This is a genomic window from Paraburkholderia haematera (assembly GCF_905220975.1).
In the GTDB taxonomy this organism is placed as follows: Bacteria; Pseudomonadota; Gammaproteobacteria; order Burkholderiales; family Burkholderiaceae; genus Paraburkholderia; species Paraburkholderia haematera.
In genome coordinates this window covers 255,760-270,918 of sequence record NZ_CAJNBK010000008.1, presented here as the reverse complement: position 1 = coordinate 270,918, position 15,159 = coordinate 255,760, and the positions used below count along the sequence as shown (strand labels likewise).

General features: G+C 61.5%; 14 protein-coding genes and 1 pseudogene. 10 read left to right on the top strand and 5 right to left on the bottom strand.

The genetic code is table 11. The features are described 5' to 3' along the window. Nucleotides 1–111: 111 nt before the first annotated feature. Nucleotides 112–420: pseudogene (locus tag KHO23_RS17330) on the top strand (substrate-binding domain-containing protein); the annotation flags it as partial. Between the two features lie 10 nt (nucleotides 421–430). Here the strand turns inward: KHO23_RS17330 and KHO23_RS17325 are convergent. The 3 genes from KHO23_RS17325 to KHO23_RS17315 form a co-directional block, all read right to left on the bottom strand. Beyond that, nucleotides 431–1,744 carry an SUMF1/EgtB/PvdO family nonheme iron enzyme gene (locus KHO23_RS17325; protein WP_211612435.1) on the bottom strand — a complete coding sequence of 438 codons (1,314 nt, stop codon included), beginning with the start codon at nucleotides 1,742–1,744 and terminating at the stop codon, nucleotides 431–433. 132 nt (nucleotides 1,745–1,876) lie between these two features. After that, the gene (locus KHO23_RS17320; protein WP_211612434.1) at nucleotides 1,877–2,533 is read right to left on the bottom strand and encodes a helix-turn-helix domain-containing protein; all 657 of its coding nucleotides are present in this window, start codon (nucleotides 2,531–2,533) and stop codon (nucleotides 1,877–1,879) included. A 384-nt stretch (nucleotides 2,534–2,917) separates the two neighbouring features. Continuing rightward, a complete protein-coding gene (locus KHO23_RS17315; protein ID WP_211612433.1) occupies nucleotides 2,918–3,388 on the bottom strand; it encodes a universal stress protein in 471 nt (156 codons plus the stop codon). Between the two features lie 302 nt (nucleotides 3,389–3,690). Here KHO23_RS17315 and KHO23_RS17310 point away from each other — a divergent pair, with 302 nt between their 5' ends. After that, entirely contained in the window at nucleotides 3,691–4,380 is a 690-nt protein-coding gene (locus KHO23_RS17310; RefSeq protein WP_211612432.1) for a FadR/GntR family transcriptional regulator, read from the top strand. 166 nt (nucleotides 4,381–4,546) lie between these two features. Here the strand turns inward: KHO23_RS17310 and KHO23_RS17305 are convergent, their stop codons facing one another. Next, nucleotides 4,547–5,140: an acyl-homoserine-lactone synthase gene (locus tag KHO23_RS17305; RefSeq protein WP_211612431.1), complete on the bottom strand. Its 594-nt coding sequence runs from the start codon at nucleotides 5,138–5,140 to the stop codon at nucleotides 4,547–4,549. A gap of 155 nt (nucleotides 5,141–5,295) precedes the next feature. On the opposite strand from KHO23_RS17305, the gene KHO23_RS17300 reads away from it, so the two are divergent. Then, a complete protein-coding gene (locus tag KHO23_RS17300; protein ID WP_211612430.1) occupies nucleotides 5,296–5,613 on the top strand; it encodes a helix-turn-helix domain-containing protein in 318 nt (105 codons plus the stop codon). Here KHO23_RS17300 and KHO23_RS17295 read toward each other — a convergent pair. Next, nucleotides 5,597–6,301, bottom strand: a complete 705-nt coding sequence (locus tag KHO23_RS17295; RefSeq protein WP_211612429.1) for a helix-turn-helix transcriptional regulator — start codon at nucleotides 6,299–6,301, stop codon at nucleotides 5,597–5,599. The two genes, KHO23_RS17300 and KHO23_RS17295, sit on opposite strands and share 17 nt — an antisense overlap. A gap of 547 nt (nucleotides 6,302–6,848) precedes the next feature. Here KHO23_RS17295 and KHO23_RS17290 point away from each other — a divergent pair. From KHO23_RS17290 to araD, 7 genes are all read left to right on the top strand, one after another. Next, a complete protein-coding gene (locus tag KHO23_RS17290; RefSeq protein ID WP_211612428.1) occupies nucleotides 6,849–7,790 on the top strand; it encodes a dihydrodipicolinate synthase family protein in 942 nt (313 codons plus the stop codon). Between the two features lie 108 nt (nucleotides 7,791–7,898). Then, a complete protein-coding gene (locus KHO23_RS17285) occupies nucleotides 7,899–8,849 on the top strand; it encodes an SMP-30/gluconolactonase/LRE family protein (RefSeq protein ID WP_211612427.1) in 951 nt (316 codons plus the stop codon). Nucleotides 8,850–9,143: 294 nt separating this feature from the next. Next, complete coding sequence (locus tag KHO23_RS17280) at nucleotides 9,144–10,313, top strand: extracellular solute-binding protein (RefSeq protein ID WP_211612426.1); 1,170 nt, start codon at nucleotides 9,144–9,146, stop codon at nucleotides 10,311–10,313. 142 nt (nucleotides 10,314–10,455) lie between these two features. Beyond that, on the top strand, nucleotides 10,456–11,535 hold the full coding sequence (locus tag KHO23_RS17275) for an ABC transporter ATP-binding protein (RefSeq protein ID WP_211612425.1): 1,080 nt from the start codon (nucleotides 10,456–10,458) through the stop codon (nucleotides 11,533–11,535). Then, entirely contained in the window at nucleotides 11,532–12,419 is an 888-nt protein-coding gene (locus tag KHO23_RS17270; RefSeq protein WP_211612424.1) for an ABC transporter permease, read from the top strand. Before KHO23_RS17275 ends, KHO23_RS17270 begins: the two co-directional genes overlap by 4 nt. Then, nucleotides 12,419–13,348: an ABC transporter permease gene (locus KHO23_RS17265; RefSeq protein ID WP_211612423.1), complete on the top strand. Its 930-nt coding sequence runs from the start codon at nucleotides 12,419–12,421 to the stop codon at nucleotides 13,346–13,348. The genes KHO23_RS17270 and KHO23_RS17265 overlap by 1 nt, the downstream gene beginning before the upstream one ends. A 61-nt stretch (nucleotides 13,349–13,409) precedes the next feature. Beyond that, nucleotides 13,410–15,149, top strand: coding sequence for an L-arabinonate dehydratase (araD, locus tag KHO23_RS17260; RefSeq protein WP_211612422.1), 1,740 nt, complete (start codon nucleotides 13,410–13,412; stop codon nucleotides 15,147–15,149). Nucleotides 15,150–15,159 lie beyond the last annotated feature (10 nt).

The following is a 15,159-nucleotide window of genomic DNA, read 5'->3' as shown; positions in this document are numbered from 1 at the left end:
TCCTGATTCCATTACCACGTTGCGTATCCTGCTTGGACTACGGCTCATGCAACGATGGCACTCTTCCTGTGCGGGAATAGATTGCACGAGCATTTATATGACACAGTAAGATTAGGGGACTATCCGAAAATCCGTGCGTTGATGTGCGGTAACGACAATATGGCCATGGGCGCGGTGGATGCCGTTCGCGATGCGGGGAGAACCGGCGGCGTGTACATCACCGGATATAACGACAGCGATGCGATCAAGCCGCTGCTCGCCGACGGCCGCGTGCTCGCGACGATGAATCAGTTCGCCGATCGGCAAGCTGTATTCGGCCTCGACGTGGCGTTGAAGGCGGTCACCGAACAGAGAAAGCAGAGTGAATTGTCGCGTGTTATTGAAACGCCGCTGCAACTGGTGACGGGCGCGAGTCAATGACTCACTGAGCTCACCCCTTCACACACCGAAACCCCGCATACACAAACTGATAATGCGGCTGAAACCAGTTGCGAAAAGCCGGTCGCAACATGCATTTCGCGGTGCGCGCCGAACCGCCCTTGATCACGTAATGCCGCCCGTCGAAAAAGTCGGCGGAGTAGCCGGGATAAAACGGAAACGCTTCAAACCCCGGCAGTGCGTCGAACACCGTGGAGGTCCACTCCCAGCCATTGCCGAATTGGCCCTGCACGCCGAACGCGCTGACGTTGTCAGGATACGCATCGACCGGCTGTGGGTCCCAATGACGAAAATCGAAATTGCCCGACATCGCATGGGGTGCGCCGTGGGCCGCGCGTTGCCATTGTGCTTCGCTGGGCAACGTCTTGCCCGCCCAGCGCGCGTAGGCGCTGGCTTCGGCATGACTCACGTACACCGGCCAGTTGAGCGGCAGCGGCGCTTCGTCGAACATCGTGCGCAGCTTCCATGCGCTGTGGTGATCGCCTCCGGTTTGCCGGGACCAGCCGGCGGGATGCTCAATATGTTCAGCTTCCTTCCATGCCCAATCCGCGTCGGTCCACCACTTCGGTTCGCGATATCCGCCTGCCTCGATAAACTCAAGAAATGCGCCGTTCGTCACCATGTAACGGTCTATCTCGAACGCGGGCACGTCGACGCGCATTTCGCCGAACTCGTTGTCCCAGCCGAATTGGCCACTCTCGCGCGACATGCCGAGCACCGTTGCGCCAGCCGGCACGCTGACCATCGAGGACAACGCCTCACGCGGTTCCGAACGAGGCAGCACCGCTTCGCGCAACACGGCGACCTTCTGCGCAAGCGGCAACTGATGCAGCATGTACGCGAGCGTTTCGGCATGCATCAGCCGATGCTCGATCGCGACGTTCAGCAACTGCTCGGCCGCGCCGGCTTGCGCATCCGTGCAGCCGACACGGGCTGAGTCGCTCAGTGCATCGAGTTCGCGGTCAATCTGCTCGCGGGCGCGCGACCCGTAGTCGCGCACGGCGTCGAGCGATGGCCAGTCGCTGGGTTGATCGGTCGGAAAGCCGTCGTCGACGGGATCGATACCGAAAGCGAAGAGCCGGTCGAGGTGCGGATTGAACGCCGGCAGATCGCACAGGCGTTGATCGAAAAGATTACGATCGAAAGCTTCCAGATGGCCGACGTAAAACACGATCCGGTGGCGCTCACGGATCGGCCGGTCATACAGAAACTCGGGTTTGACAATGGAAAACAGGGCGTCGGTAACTTGACGCGCGTCGATCAGACGCTGCACGAGCGGGTGATGCGGGGCGGGGTCGCGATTCATTTCGCCGGGTCTCCTTGCGGGGGACGGACTAAAGACTGTACCCGCTCGCAGGAGCCATGCCAAGGCGAATGCGCGTTAAAAAAGTAGATAGACGAAGACGTGGCGGTGCGGGCCAGGTCTTGCGCGCAGAGCCTACACGTTCTGCAAGCCTTCCAGGTCGACGATCCGGATGTGTTTGCCTTGTGTGTCGATCAGACCGCGCTTTTGAAATCTTGACAGGGTGCGGCTGACGGTTTCGAGCGTCATGCCGAGGTAGCTGCCCATGTCTTCGCGTGTCATGCGCAAGTTGAATTCCGCCGATGAATAACCGCGTTGCGCGTTGCGCTCCGACACGTCGAGCAGAAAAGCCGCCACGCGTTCGTCCGCCGACAGTGAGCCGAGCACCATCATCTGCCCAGCTTCGCGGACGATCTGCTCGCCCAGCAATTTGTGCAGGCGTTCCTGCATCGAGCTGATTTCGCGGCACAGGGACTTGAGGGCGGGGTAGGGAACGATACAAACGGTGCTGTCTTCAAGCGCGACGGCGCTGCATGCATGCACGTCTTCGCTGATGCCGTCGAGGCCGAGCGCTTCGCCGGCGAGGCGCAACCCGGTGACCTGTTCGCGGCCGTCACGATGCGCCATGACGGTTTTCATGGAGCCGGAACGTACGGCGTAAATATTGTCGAAACGGTCGCCGCTGCGATACAGCGCTTCGCCGCGCTGCACCGAGCGCGCGGTGCAAATGAGCGCTTCGAGTTTGGTGAGTTCGTCCGGCGACAGGCCTTGCGGCATGCAGAGTGCCCGCATGGAGCAGCTCGAACAGCGGGCGGCGGTGCGCGCGGTCGCCCTCGCCGGCGCGGCACGACGGCTGCCACGCGCAGGCGGCGAAATTCCAGTGGAATCGGCGACGCCGGCGGAGCGAGTCACAGCGGTAGGAGTAAGCATGTTCTGCAGCCATTTGTCAGGATAACAACTGATTGTCCCACCGCCCATGCCCCCCGGTTAGCGACAAAATGACGCGCTTGCGCAGTTAGGCATCTTGAGCGATGTCACCATCGAGCGGCTGCGTATGGCTATGGACTGCTATGCATTCTGGCGACCGTGCTTCGTCCGTATTTTGGAGATAAGGCGCGCCGCGTGTGCCGCCCCATGCCGGAAGCACACGCGGTTGCAATGTGCGTCACCACGCGTTCAGGCGTCTCCACTGACCTTGCCCGCGGCGGCGGACGGAATCAGCAGCACGGGCAAGCTTGCCTGCCGCACGCAGCGCTCGGCGACGCTGCCGAGAATCAGGCGCTGAAAACCACGACGGCCATGCGTGCCCATGACGAGCAGGTCGGCGTTGAAATCGGCGGCAGCTTTTAACACAAGCACCGAAACGTCGTCGAGCGAGGAGGCTTCGCCCACTGCAAGTTCACCCTTTACGCCTTGCGCGGCCATAGCCTGAGCGAATTCCGCGCCGAGCTCCTTGCCTTCTTCGACGAGGCGGTTACGCAGAATGGAGGGGTCATAGCCGGGCGCTTCGAAATACATCGGCGTGTTTTCGACGACGTAGAACGGTTGCATGACGGCGCCGGTGGATTTCGCAAGCGCGAGCGCTGCGTCGAACGCATGCCGCGAGGTGTTGCTGCCGTCGACCGCTACAAGAATGCGTGTGTACATATCGACTCCGCGTCTGAAGGATTCGGATGCCTCGGCCGGTTCGCCCGGCCGGGCTCATTGACGATGGCTACCATGATCGATTGCCGATGCGAGCTTAAATGATCGCTGAAAAAGGTGCATCCAGTCGGGATGTAAATCAAACACTTGTCAAATTTTGTGATAGCTACGTTTTGCACGGCCAGCACCGCGCTACGGGCGTTTGCGGCATTCCTGCCAAGCCGGAGCGCATCCATCAAATCAAGATAGGGTCGGGTTTGCCTTACAATCAGGACCTATTCAGACAAGCTGCCTCAGCACCGCTGATGAACGAGCGCAAAACGACGGGCCTGCCCGACAAGATCTACGGCGACATCCTTAATCGCATTCTTGAAGGCGAGTACAAGGAAGGAGCGCGGCTGCCTACCGAACATGCGCTGGCCGAGCGCTTTGCCACCTCACGCCCGACCGTGCGCGAAGCGCTCGCGCGCTTGCGGGCGGATGGGATCATCATGACGCGGCACGGGTCGGGCACCACGGTTGCGCGACGGCCGGACCCGGACGTCCGCCGTTTCGCGCCGCTCGAAACGCTGTCCGATATCCGCCGCTGCTACGAATTTCGCATCGTGACGGAGGCGGGCGCGGCCGAACAGGCCGCGCTCAAGGCCGACGCCGACGACATCGTCGCGATCCAGCATGCGTGGGACCAGTTGGAACACATCATCGAAACCCGCGGCATCGGTGCGCAGGACGATTTCATGTTCCATCTGGCGGTGGCGCGCGCTTCGAAGAACCCGTTTTTCATCACGGTCATGTCGTTCATCGAAGAACAGATTCTGTTCAGCATGAACCTGTCGCGCAATCTGTCGCTCGTGAAGACGGTGGAGCGGCAGCGGCTCGTGCAGGCCGAACATCTGGCCGTACTCGAGGCGATCCGTCGCAAAGACGGCCCCGCTGCAGGCGAGGCGATGCGCGCGCATCTCGCGAATGCGCTCGAACGGATGTTCGGTTCCTGATAGTCCGCGAGTTTTCCGATCGGGCTGCAACGGCCGGGTAACCGTTGCTAGTCGGCCGTAGCTGGGCGACCGGGCGACGGTGCCGGGCAACGGCAAGCAGGCAACGGTGACCGGGCATCGGCAACTGCGCTACGGCGGCGCCCGGCCACCATCCCACATCTAGTCGTCAGGCGGCGGCAGCCATTGGCCCGAACAGGGCGGTGCGGGTCTTCGGACTGACGGCGATATCCAGTGCCACGGCCCGTTCCACGCCGATCTGCAGAGGCGACCCGAGCCGGCTGATGTCGATTCCGGTCTTACGCAGCAGACGTTCGATCGGCGTGGTGGTCACCGTGACGTAACGCGTGATACCCATCTGGTCGGCGAACGTGACGAGCTCGTGAATCGCCTGCATGGTCAGGTCGGCAAAGCCGAACGACTGCTCCTCGCCACTGGTTTCGATCGCGAACCGGCTCAGTTCCCAGATATGCCGCCCGACAGGCGCATCCGCGCCATGCAGCAATTGCGGAAAGGTGTCTTTCAACATGTTCGGCCCTTCCGTCGGCATCAGGCGCCAACAGCCCCGCACGTGCCGATCGTCGCCTTGAATCAGCATGTAGTACGGCCCGAGGGCGTCGTAGCCGTCGATCTCCATGCCCGCGATGGTCGGGATGTCCCATCCGAGCCGCCCGTGAAACACCCGCGCCCGCAGGCGGTACATCTCATTGATGTCCGTGTTGTCGAATTCTTGCCGCATTCCAATCCGGATCGCTGTTTGCATGACGTTCTCCTGAACGTGTTGGGGTACCCAATACGCAAGAAAACTTATGCATTTTGAATCTTTCCGCCACCTACCTACCTGGATAGGTGTGCATGCTTATCGGATAACGCAGAATTCGAGATAAGCCTCAGCACTCAACCGACCGGACGCAAAAAATGGAACTTCTCGACAATCACTGGCAGGCGCAACCCTTGGTCCAAACCCGCCCGGCAGAGCCTTCCTCGGCGGTGGATCGCGTTCTGATCATTGCCTACCGCAAGAAGAAAAAAGAGAGCCAGCGCCGCTTCTGGGCACGCTTCGGCGTGACGCAGTCGCGTGGCAGCCGGTTCGAATCGGGCGCCGAAATTCCGCCGCCGGTGTCGATCCTGCTGGGCCTCTACTTCACCAAAACCGTTTCGGACGCCGATCTGGGCCGGGCCGAGCGGGTGTTGCACAGCCATGACGCCGCCGCGTTGCTCAACCCGGGTCAATAAGCCCCAGCTGCGCGGCGATCACGGCCGCCGCGCGCCGCGAATTCACACCGAATTTCGTCCTGATGTTTTTCATGTGGAAGTTCACCACGGCTTCCGAACAGTTCAGGATATGGGAGATTTCCCAGGTGGATTTGCCGCGCGCGGTCCATTTCAGACACTCGCGTTCGCGAGGCGTGAGCTTGGGCAATAAAGTCTGGGTATGCGTATTCAAATGGCGCTGGCTGGTGTCGATCACCAGATCGCGCAATAACACCAGATTCGGCAACGCCACGTTGACATGACGCCAGAATGCGTCGGTCGGATTGCTGTCGTTGACGAAGCACATCATGCCGGCTTCCTGGTTCGGCCCATGAATTGGCAACGTCACACCGGCGCGCAGGCCATGCGCGCGGGCTTCCTCGTACATTGACTGCTGTGGTGCGGTTGTAAAAATGTCCGGCGACCAGATCAGCGGCGTGGCGCGCGTCGCGCAATGCGTGACTGTCGGGTCGATGTGGACGAGCCCCTGCTCGTCGTAGGTACGCCGCCAAGTTGGCGCGTAGTTGCTCCGCACATAGGCATCTTCAAGGCGAATAGTCGGACGCGGCAGCATGGCGATAAGAAGCCTGTCGAAGCCCCACGTCTCGGCAAGGCCCGCAATCGCACTGAACCATTCCGCCTCGTCTGCGGCGTTCAATAGCGGTGCCATTTCCTCGATAAAATGTAGCGACAATTTTGTTCTCTCAGACTCGCAAACGTCCCGTTGCGGTTAATTGCGGTACGGCAATCCGTCCGGCTGTTTATCTTCACAATCTATCACTAAAATTATTTCGCAAGCCGAGGGCAATTTCTAAAGAAACGGTACCAGCGCTTGTTCTGCAACCAGGCGAGCGAATGACTCTTTATATCGGAATTGTTTGACCTGATTAACATTCACGGGTCGATAAAGTGGGTAATTTTTTCGTAGTGGTGTTTTCGATGCTTTTGATTGGCAACATTATTGTCAAACCAATCTGAATGATGTTTAGTCGAAATTCCGGGCAAAAGACTCTGATTGCCAGACCGGCAAACTCCGTTTAGCCCGCCGTCATTCACTTGCGCTTGCTCGCCAAGCGCTATTGTCATACGAAAACGGCTCATCGGCTTAGCCCTGACTTCGGTTCAAGGATGCGTGGTGCGTTTGCGTTCAAGTTGTTTGACAACATTGCGAGCCCGATGCTAATTTGAACGCCTGATCCCGGTGCGGATGGGGCGTCATGAACGAATCCCCGATTCTCGTTAGTGAGTTTGCCGCTTCGGTCATGGCTGTGCCGCCGCTTGCGCGCCGCGCCGACTACACGCTGGATGCCGCTGAAAATCGCGCTTTGATCCGTCACATCGAGGCCGGCGGCGTGCGCACCCTGCTGTACGGCGGCAATGCGAATCTCTACCACGTGGCCGTCAGCGAGTATCGGGACTTGCTGGATCTGCTGGCCGGCGCCGCGGGTGCTGGTACGCGCGTGATCGCGGCAATCGGTCCCGACTACGGGAAAATGCTCGATCAGGCACGCATCCTTGCGCAAACCCGCTACCGTACGGCAATGGTGCTGCCGCTGAGCGGTTTTACGACGTCCGAGGGCGTGGAGGCGGGGCTCACACGGATCGTCGACGCAGCGGGCATTCCGCTCACGCTGTACATCAGGAGCGAAAACTACGTGGAGCTCGACACGCTCGCGCGATTGATCGAGTGCGGCACGCTGCTGGCCATCAAATACGCGATCGTCCGCGACAATCCTGCTGAGGATCCGTATCTGCGCCGCCTTCTGCAATCCGTCCCTGCCGCCAGGGTGATATCGGGCATGGGCGAGCGGCCCGCGCTTGTCCATCTGCGCGAGTTCGGACTTGCCGCATGGACGACGGGCTCGGGTTGCATTGCGCCGCGCATGGCGATGGCCCTGCTGCAAGCCGTCAGAACTGGCGATACCGGCACGGCGCAGCGTCTTCATGAAGCTTTCCTGCCGCTCGAAACCCTGCGCGACGAAATTTCGCTGATCCGCGTGCTGCACGATGCGCTCACGTTCTCGAAGATTGCCGGCATGGGGCCGATCCTGCCGTTACTCAGTTCGACGCCGCCCGAACATCATGCGAAGATCGATCAGGCGACGCAGGTCCTGCTTGCGTTGGAGCGTCAGTTCGCGCAGAAGCCCGCGTTGCGTTGACTTCGCCCAGGCATCGAAAGCGGGGCGCTTGCGCCGTATAGTGGCGTGCAAGGCGCACTGCCCATCGGCCCGCTTTCCCCAATAACGTTCATCACCCAAAGCCTACGCATGACCGACGCCAGCCGACGCTATCCCGATCCCTCCATTCGCGTGCTCGATCCGCGCTTCGCATCGCTGATCCTGGCGTCCGCTTCTGTCGAGTGTCTGTATCAGGGCGCGCGCTGGTCGGAAGGGCCGGTCTGGTTCGGTGACGGACGTTATCTGCTGTGGAGCGACATTCCCAACGACCGCATCCTGCGCTGGGACGAAACGAGCGGTGCCGTGACCACCTTTCGCCAGTCGTCGAACAATGCGAACGGCCATACGCGCGACCGCCAGGGCCGCCTTGTTACCTGCGAGCATCTGACACGGCGCGTCACGCGCACCGAGTATGACGGTTCGATTACCGTGCTTGCCGATCGCTATCGCCGCAAGCGCTTTAATTCGCCGAACGACGTGATCGTGAAGTCGGACGGTTCGATCTGGTTCAGCGATCCAACCTTCGGCATCGACAGCTTTTATGAGGGCGAGCGGCAGGAGTCGGAACTGCCCGCGTGCGTGTACCGCATCGACGGCCAATCCGGCGAAGTGACGGTGGTCGCCGACGACGTGCTGGGTCCGAACGGCCTCGCGTTTTCGCCGGACGAGTCGGTGCTCTACATCGTCGAATCGCGTGGCGTGCCGCGCAAGATTCGCGCGTTCGACGTGAGCGTGAGCGTCAGTGGTGCCGGCGCCGCGCTGTCGAACAACCGTGTGCTGATCGACGCCGGCCCGGGCACGCCGGACGGCTTTCGCGTCGACACGCACGGCAATCTCTGGTGCGGCTGGGGCATGGGCACCGACGAACTCGACGGCGTGCGCGTCTTCACGCCGCAAGGCGAGCCGATCGGCCATATTGCGTTGCCGGAGCGTTGCGCGAACGTGTGCTTCGGCGGGCGCCATCGCAACCGGTTGTTCATGGCGGCAAGCCACGGGTTGTATTCGCTGTATGTGAATACGCAAGGCGTCCTGGGCGGGTGAGTGCGCGAGGCCTGCATACCGTCCGAATAGTCCGAATACGCGGCGCAAATGCAGGTTGCCTGACAACGTTCTGCCCAACCCACGCGCTGGCTCCGGGTTTGCCCTTGGATAAAGCGCGCAACCCGTTGAACCACAAGGATTCCCCGTCAAAATAGGCATATTTATCGGCAAAGCGTCGTGCCGAGTATTTGCTTGACATCGGCAGTTCCGCTTCGCTATGTTCCAGAGGTAGAGAGACACCGCCAGCAGCACATCTGGCCGGCGGACTTCCATACCAAGAAGCGAGGAGACGCAATGACTGTTTCAGGCAGATTGGCGCTCAGGCTGGTGTCCGTAAGTCTCGTGGCAAGCGCCGCATGGGTATCCGCCGCGCACGCGGCCGATCCGGTAACGCTCAATATCGTCGACGTGGCCGGCGATCTTCAACTGACGCAAAAGGGTTTCGAGGCCTTCAAGGCGAAGTATCCGAATCTCGTCGCCAATCTCACGTTCACCAATGCACCCGCGCCGCAGTTGCCCGGCAAGATCAAGGCGATGCAGGCCGCCGGCCGCTCCGATATCGATCTTGTCCTGACCGGCACCGACGCACTGGCTGCCGGCATCGAGCAGAATCTCTGGATGAAGTTGCTGCCGGACAATGCGGCCGCTTTCCCCGGCGTGCTCGACAAATACGCGCCCGGTCCGCGCAAGATGCAGGACCTCGCACAGGGCTTTGGGCTCGAAGTCGCGTATATGCCCGCTGGTCCGTTGCTCGAATACAACCCCGCCAAAGTCACTGATCCACCTAAAACGCCCGAGCAACTGCTGCAATGGTGCAAGGCGCATCCGGACAAGCTGATCTACGCGCGGCCGGCGAACTCCGGTCCGGGCCGCACCTTCCTGATGGGTTTGCCGTACGTGCTCGGCGACAAAGACCCGCAAGATCCGATTCACGGCTGGGACAAGACGTGGGCCTTCCTTAAGCAGTTGAACGATTGCATTCCTTACTATCCTGGCGGCACGTCGGCGGTGATGAAGGAACTCGGTGAAGGCACGCGCGACATGACCGTGACGGTCACGGGCTGGGACATCAATCCGCGCGCGCTCGGCATCGTGCCGGCGGAATTCCGCGTGCAGGCATTCGACAACATGACGTGGGTGAACGACGCGCACTACATGGTGATTCCGAAGGGCGTGCCGAAGGAAAAGCTCGATGTGCTCTACAAGCTGATGAACTTTATGCTCGAGCCGGCGCAGCAGGCCATGACCTACGACGACGGTTATTTCTACCCGGGGCCGGCGATCAAAGGCGTGAGCGTCGAGCAGGCGCCCGCGCACAGTCAGGATGTGCTGAAGAAATACGGCCGGCCGGAGTACGCGAAGCTGCTGGCCGAGCGTCCGCATGTCTTGCCGCTGAATGCGGCCGCGATGGTCGCGGCTTTCAAGAAGTGGGACAGCGACGTTGGCGCGCAGAAGACCAAGTAGTTGCTGAATGCGTCCGTGCACTCGTTTGTTCAGTCCGCCGGGATTGACGTGTCATGCACGCAGGAAATCGGCATGAGGTTTCGCGCATATTCGTTCTATTGGGCCGCCGCGATTCACGCGTCACGCGTACCAGGACATCGCCATGAAGCATCATTTTGAGCAGTTGCGGCTCGATTCGGTGAGCCGCAGTTTCATGAATGCGGAGGGCCAGGCGGTCGCGGCGTTGCAAGGTCTCGATCTGAATATCCAGCGTGGCGAATTTATCGCGTTGCTCGGACCGTCGGGCTGCGGCAAATCGACGGCGCTCAATTGCATTGCCGGTTTGCAGCCGTTGAGCGGCGGCGGCATCTGGCTCGACGATAAACGCATCGACGTGCTGCCGCCGGAAAAGCGCGGCTTCGGCATGGTGTTCCAGAACTACGCGTTGTTTCCGCATATGAGCGTGCTCGATAACGTCGGCTTCGGCTTGAAGATGCGCGGTGTCGGCAAGAGCGAAACCATGCGCCGTGCGCGTGAAGCGTTGCAACTCGTGCAACTGGTCGGGCACGAGCGCAAGCTGCCCGGGCAGCTTTCAGGCGGTCAGCAGCAGCGCGTGGCGATTGCGCGGGCGATCGTGATCGAACCGCCGCTGATTCTGATGGACGAACCGCTGTCGAATCTCGATACGAAACTGCGCATTGAAATGCGCGCGGAGATTCGCCGCATCCATAGCCAGCTCGAACGCGCGACGCTCTACGTGACGCACGATCAGGACGAAGCGCTTTCCATGGCCGATCGCATCGTCGTGATGAAAGAGGGGGTGGTGCAGCAGGTCGGCACGCCGAAAGAGGTCTATACGCGGCCACAGAATTTGCATGTCGCGCGGTTCATGGGCTATCGCAACGTGGCCGAATTCACGCTCCAAGGCACGCAAGGCGACGGGGTTGTAGTGAGCGTGAACGGCGTGCGTCTGATCGGTACGCCAATGGACGGGTTCAACAGCGAGCGCGTGAGCGTCGCGTTGCGCCCGGAGGATATGGAGCGTGCAGCGCCCGGCGCTGACAACACTTTCGACGCGCTGGTGACCACCGTGGAATACGGCGGCCACGATTCCCTGCTGCGGGTGAAGACCGCGTTCGGCGACATGTGGGCGCGTATCGTGGGCGAATTCGAAGAGGGCGAGCACATCAGCCTGTGCGTGCCGCCGTCACGCACGCTCGTCTATGACGCAGAGGCTGCATGAACACGCCCACGCTGTCGCCGCCACGTGCAGCCATTGCGCCGCGCGACGCCAAAGCGTGGCTGGTTGCGCCAGCTTTGATTTTCATCGTCGCGTTGTTCATCTATCCGTTTGCGTATGGTCTGGTGCTGTCGTTCCGGCCGATGAATGGCGGCGGCCTGTGGGCCAACTATCTGACGTTCTTCACCGACACGTCGATGTGGCCGACCATTCTCGTCACGCTCAAGCTCGCTGTGCCCGCGACACTGATCAACGTCGGTGTCTCGGTTCCCGTGGCATTCGCGCTTCGCCGCAGTTCGCCCTATCAGAAACTCGTCACGACGCTGCTGGTGATTCCCGTCACGCTCGGCACCGTGCTGATCGCCGACGGCATGCTCACGTACTTCGGCCCGAACGGCTGGTTTCCGCAGGCGTTGCAAGGTCTGCATCTCTACGCCGATGAAGTGCGTTTGACGCATAACTTCTGGGGCGTGCTGATCTCGCTGATCGTGTCGGGTTTTCCGTTCGCGTTTCTGCTAACGCTGTCGTACGTGACCGGCATCGATCCGACGCTCGCAAGCGCTGCCGCCACGCTTGGCGCGAGTCCGTGGCAGCAGTTTCGTCGCATCTATCTGCCGTTGCTGGTGCCCGGTCTAACCATGGCCGCGTGTTTGTCGTTCGTGCAGGCGTTCTCGGTATTTCCATCGGCGGTGCTGCTGGGCGCGCCCGCAGGCCCGACGCGCGTGATGTCGATCGCCGCGGCCGAAGCCGCGTTCGAAAGCTACGATTATTCGCTTGCTTCCGCGATCGCGATGGTGATGGGTTTCGTGCAACTGCTGGTGGTTGCCAGCTTGCTCGGCGCGCGCCGTTGCTTCTACAGCGGCCCGACGACGGGAGGCAAGGGCTGATGGCTAGCGATCGCCACACCGCGCAGCCTTCGTGGTCCGCGTCCACATCGAACGAGAACAACGACGGCGCGCGGCAACCCAGCAAGCGCGTGAAGCAGCGCGCCAGTGTGCCGGGCCGTATCTGGCGCGTGCTGGTGTGGGGCGCGATGGTGTTTTTCCTCGTCAACGTGGTGTTGCTGATTGCAACCGTCGCGGTGAATTCGGTGGCGACCCGCTGGTTCGGTACCTTGCTGCCGCAAGGCTTTACGCTGCACTGGTATGCGCAGGCGTGGAGCGATTTCCAGTTGGCGAGCGTGTTGTGGGTCACCGTCGAAGTGGTCGGCGCGGTGGTGCTGTTGTCGGTCGTGCTCGGCGTGCCCGCGGCGTATGCGCTTGCCCGCGTGCAGTTTTCCGGCAAGCGCATGGCGATGCTGATCTTCCTGTTGCCGCTGATGGTGCCGCCCGTGACGTACGGCATCCCGATGGCGACCGTCATGTACAAGGTCGGCCTCGCCGGCACGCTAGGCGGTGTGATTCTTGCGAATCTCGTACCGGCGCTGCCGTTCGTGATCTTGGTGATGACGCCGTTCATCGAACAGATCGATCCCAATCTCGAAGCGGCGGCGCGTATTTTCGGCGCGAACACGTTCCGCTATTTCCGCTACGTGCTGCTGCCCTTGCTGGTGCCCGGCATGCTGGCAGCGGGGTTGCTCGTGCTGGTACGCACCATCGGCATGTTCGAGCTGACATTCTTTACGGCGGGCCCCGCGACGCAAACGCTCGTGGTCGCGTTGTACTACGCTGTATTCTCGACCGGCGTGCGCGCACCGCAATCGATCGATGCGATGGCGATGATCTACATGGCGATCACGTTGATCTGGGTGCTGATCGCGCTGCAATTCGTCAGCCCGACGCAGATCGTGTCGCGCGTCAAGGAGCAGAAGCGCTGAGGCGGCGGATCGCGGAAACACAGCAACACACAAGCACGGCAAAGACATCGTGGAGCAGACGTTGACGACGAGAAAGAAACCCGAAGAACTGCGCAGCCACCGCTGGTACGGCGTGAACGATATGCGCTCGTTCGGCCATCGCTCGCGCACCGCGCAAATGGGCTATAACCGCGAGGAATACGCCGGCAAGCCGGTGATTGCGATCCTCAACACGTGGAGCGAGATCAATGCCTGTCACACGCATTTCAAGCAACGTGTCGAGGAGGTAAAACGCGGTATCTGGCAGGCGGGCGGCTTTCCGGTCGAACTGCCCGTGCAGACGCTCTCTGAGCCGTTCCAGAAGCCCACCACGATGCTCTATCGCAACTTCCTCGCGATGGAAGCCGAGGAGACGCTGCGCTCGTATCCCGCCGACGGCGTCGTGCTGATGGGCGGTTGCGACAAGACCACGCCCGCCTTGCTGATGGGCGCGATTTCGATGGATCTGCCGGCGATTTTTCTGCCCGCGGGACCGATGCTGCGCGGCAACTGGAACGGCGTCACGCTCGGCTCCGGATCGGACGTCTGGAAGTACTGGGCCGACCTGCGCGCGCAGACCATCACGGAAGCGGACTGGCAAGGCGTCGAAGGCGGCATTGCGCGCTCGCCGGGCCACTGCATGACGATGGGCACCGCGTCGACCATGACGAGCGCGGCCGAAGCGCTTGGCTTTACGCTGCCTGGTTTTGCCTCCATTCCCGCAGTGGATTCGCGGCACGCGCAGATGGCGGCGAAAACCGGCATGCGCATCGTCGAGATGGTCTGGGAGGACCTGAAGCCATCCGATCTGATCACCGCCGGGTCGATCGACAATGCCGTGACCACCTGCCTCGCGCTGTCCGGTTCGACCAATGCGATCGTGCACCTGATCGCGCTCGCGCGCCGCGCCGGCATCGAACTGACGCTCGATCGCTATGACGACATCTCGCGCCGCACGCCGGTGCTGGCAAACGTTCGTCCGACCGGCGCGTATCTGATGGAAGACTTTTTCTATGCCGGTGGGTTGCCGGCCATGCTCGCCGAACTGGGCGAGCTGATCGACCGTTCGCAGAAAACCGTGAACGGCCGCACGCTCGGCGAGAACCTCGAAGGCGCGACGATTTTCAACGACGAGGTGATCCGCCGCCGCAGCGCGCCGCTCCTGCCCGATACCGGCCTCGCAGTGCTACGCGGCAATCTCGCGCCCGACGGCGCCGTGATCAAACCCGGCGCGGCGGAGCCGCAATTGCTCGTCCATATCGGCCGCGCGGTGGTGTTCAAGGACTACAACGACATGGCCGCGCGCATCGACGACGAAGCGCTCGACATCGACGAAAACTGCGTGATCGTGCTTCAGCATGCGGGGCCGGTGGGCGCGCCGGGAATGCCCGAGTGGGGGCAACTGCCGATCCCGCGGAAGTTGTTGCACAAGGGCGTGCGCGATATGGTGCGCATATCGGATGCGCGGATGAGTGGGACGAGTTACGGCGCCTGTGTGCTGCATGTCGCGCCGGAGTCGTTTGTCGGCGGCCCGCTTGCGCTGGTGCAAAGTGGCGATCTGATCGAACTGGACGTGCCGCGGCGCAAGCTCAACATGCTCGTGCCGGAAGAGGAACTGGCGCGTCGCAAGGCCGCCTGGGTCAAACCCGAGCCGCGTTTTACGCGCGGCTACGGCGCCTTGCATCAGGTGCACGTGCTGCAGGCGGATAAAGGTTGCGACTTCGATTTCCTGCAGCGCGGCGGCGCTCGACCGGACGCAACCGCCGAGCCGGAAATTCACTGAGCCTGCTGAG

What these genes read in the sequence shown, in the direction of transcription:
- KHO23_RS17325 (WP_211612435.1), bottom strand. Translation starts at nt 1,744, where the DNA reads ATGAATCGCGACCCCGCCCCGCATCACCCGCTCGTGCAGCGTCTGATC.
- KHO23_RS17320 (WP_211612434.1), bottom strand. Translation starts at nt 2,533, where the DNA reads ATGCGGGCACTCTGCATGCCGCAAGGCCTGTCGCCGGACGAACTCACC.
- KHO23_RS17315 (WP_211612433.1), bottom strand. Translation starts at nt 3,388, where the DNA reads ATGTACACACGCATTCTTGTAGCGGTCGACGGCAGCAACACCTCGCGG.
- KHO23_RS17310 (WP_211612432.1), top strand. Translation starts at nt 3,691, where the DNA reads ATGAACGAGCGCAAAACGACGGGCCTGCCCGACAAGATCTACGGCGAC.
- KHO23_RS17305 (WP_211612431.1), bottom strand. Translation starts at nt 5,140, where the DNA reads ATGCAAACAGCGATCCGGATTGGAATGCGGCAAGAATTCGACAACACG.
- KHO23_RS17300 (WP_211612430.1), top strand. Translation starts at nt 5,296, where the DNA reads ATGGAACTTCTCGACAATCACTGGCAGGCGCAACCCTTGGTCCAAACC.
- KHO23_RS17295 (WP_211612429.1), bottom strand. Translation starts at nt 6,301, where the DNA reads ATGGCACCGCTATTGAACGCCGCAGACGAGGCGGAATGGTTCAGTGCG.
- KHO23_RS17290 (WP_211612428.1), top strand. Translation starts at nt 6,849, where the DNA reads ATGAACGAATCCCCGATTCTCGTTAGTGAGTTTGCCGCTTCGGTCATG.
- KHO23_RS17285 (WP_211612427.1), top strand. Translation starts at nt 7,899, where the DNA reads ATGACCGACGCCAGCCGACGCTATCCCGATCCCTCCATTCGCGTGCTC.
- KHO23_RS17280 (WP_211612426.1), top strand. Translation starts at nt 9,144, where the DNA reads ATGACTGTTTCAGGCAGATTGGCGCTCAGGCTGGTGTCCGTAAGTCTC.
- KHO23_RS17275 (WP_211612425.1), top strand. Translation starts at nt 10,456, where the DNA reads ATGAAGCATCATTTTGAGCAGTTGCGGCTCGATTCGGTGAGCCGCAGT.
- KHO23_RS17270 (WP_211612424.1), top strand. Translation starts at nt 11,532, where the DNA reads ATGAACACGCCCACGCTGTCGCCGCCACGTGCAGCCATTGCGCCGCGC.
- KHO23_RS17265 (WP_211612423.1), top strand. Translation starts at nt 12,419, where the DNA reads ATGGCTAGCGATCGCCACACCGCGCAGCCTTCGTGGTCCGCGTCCACA.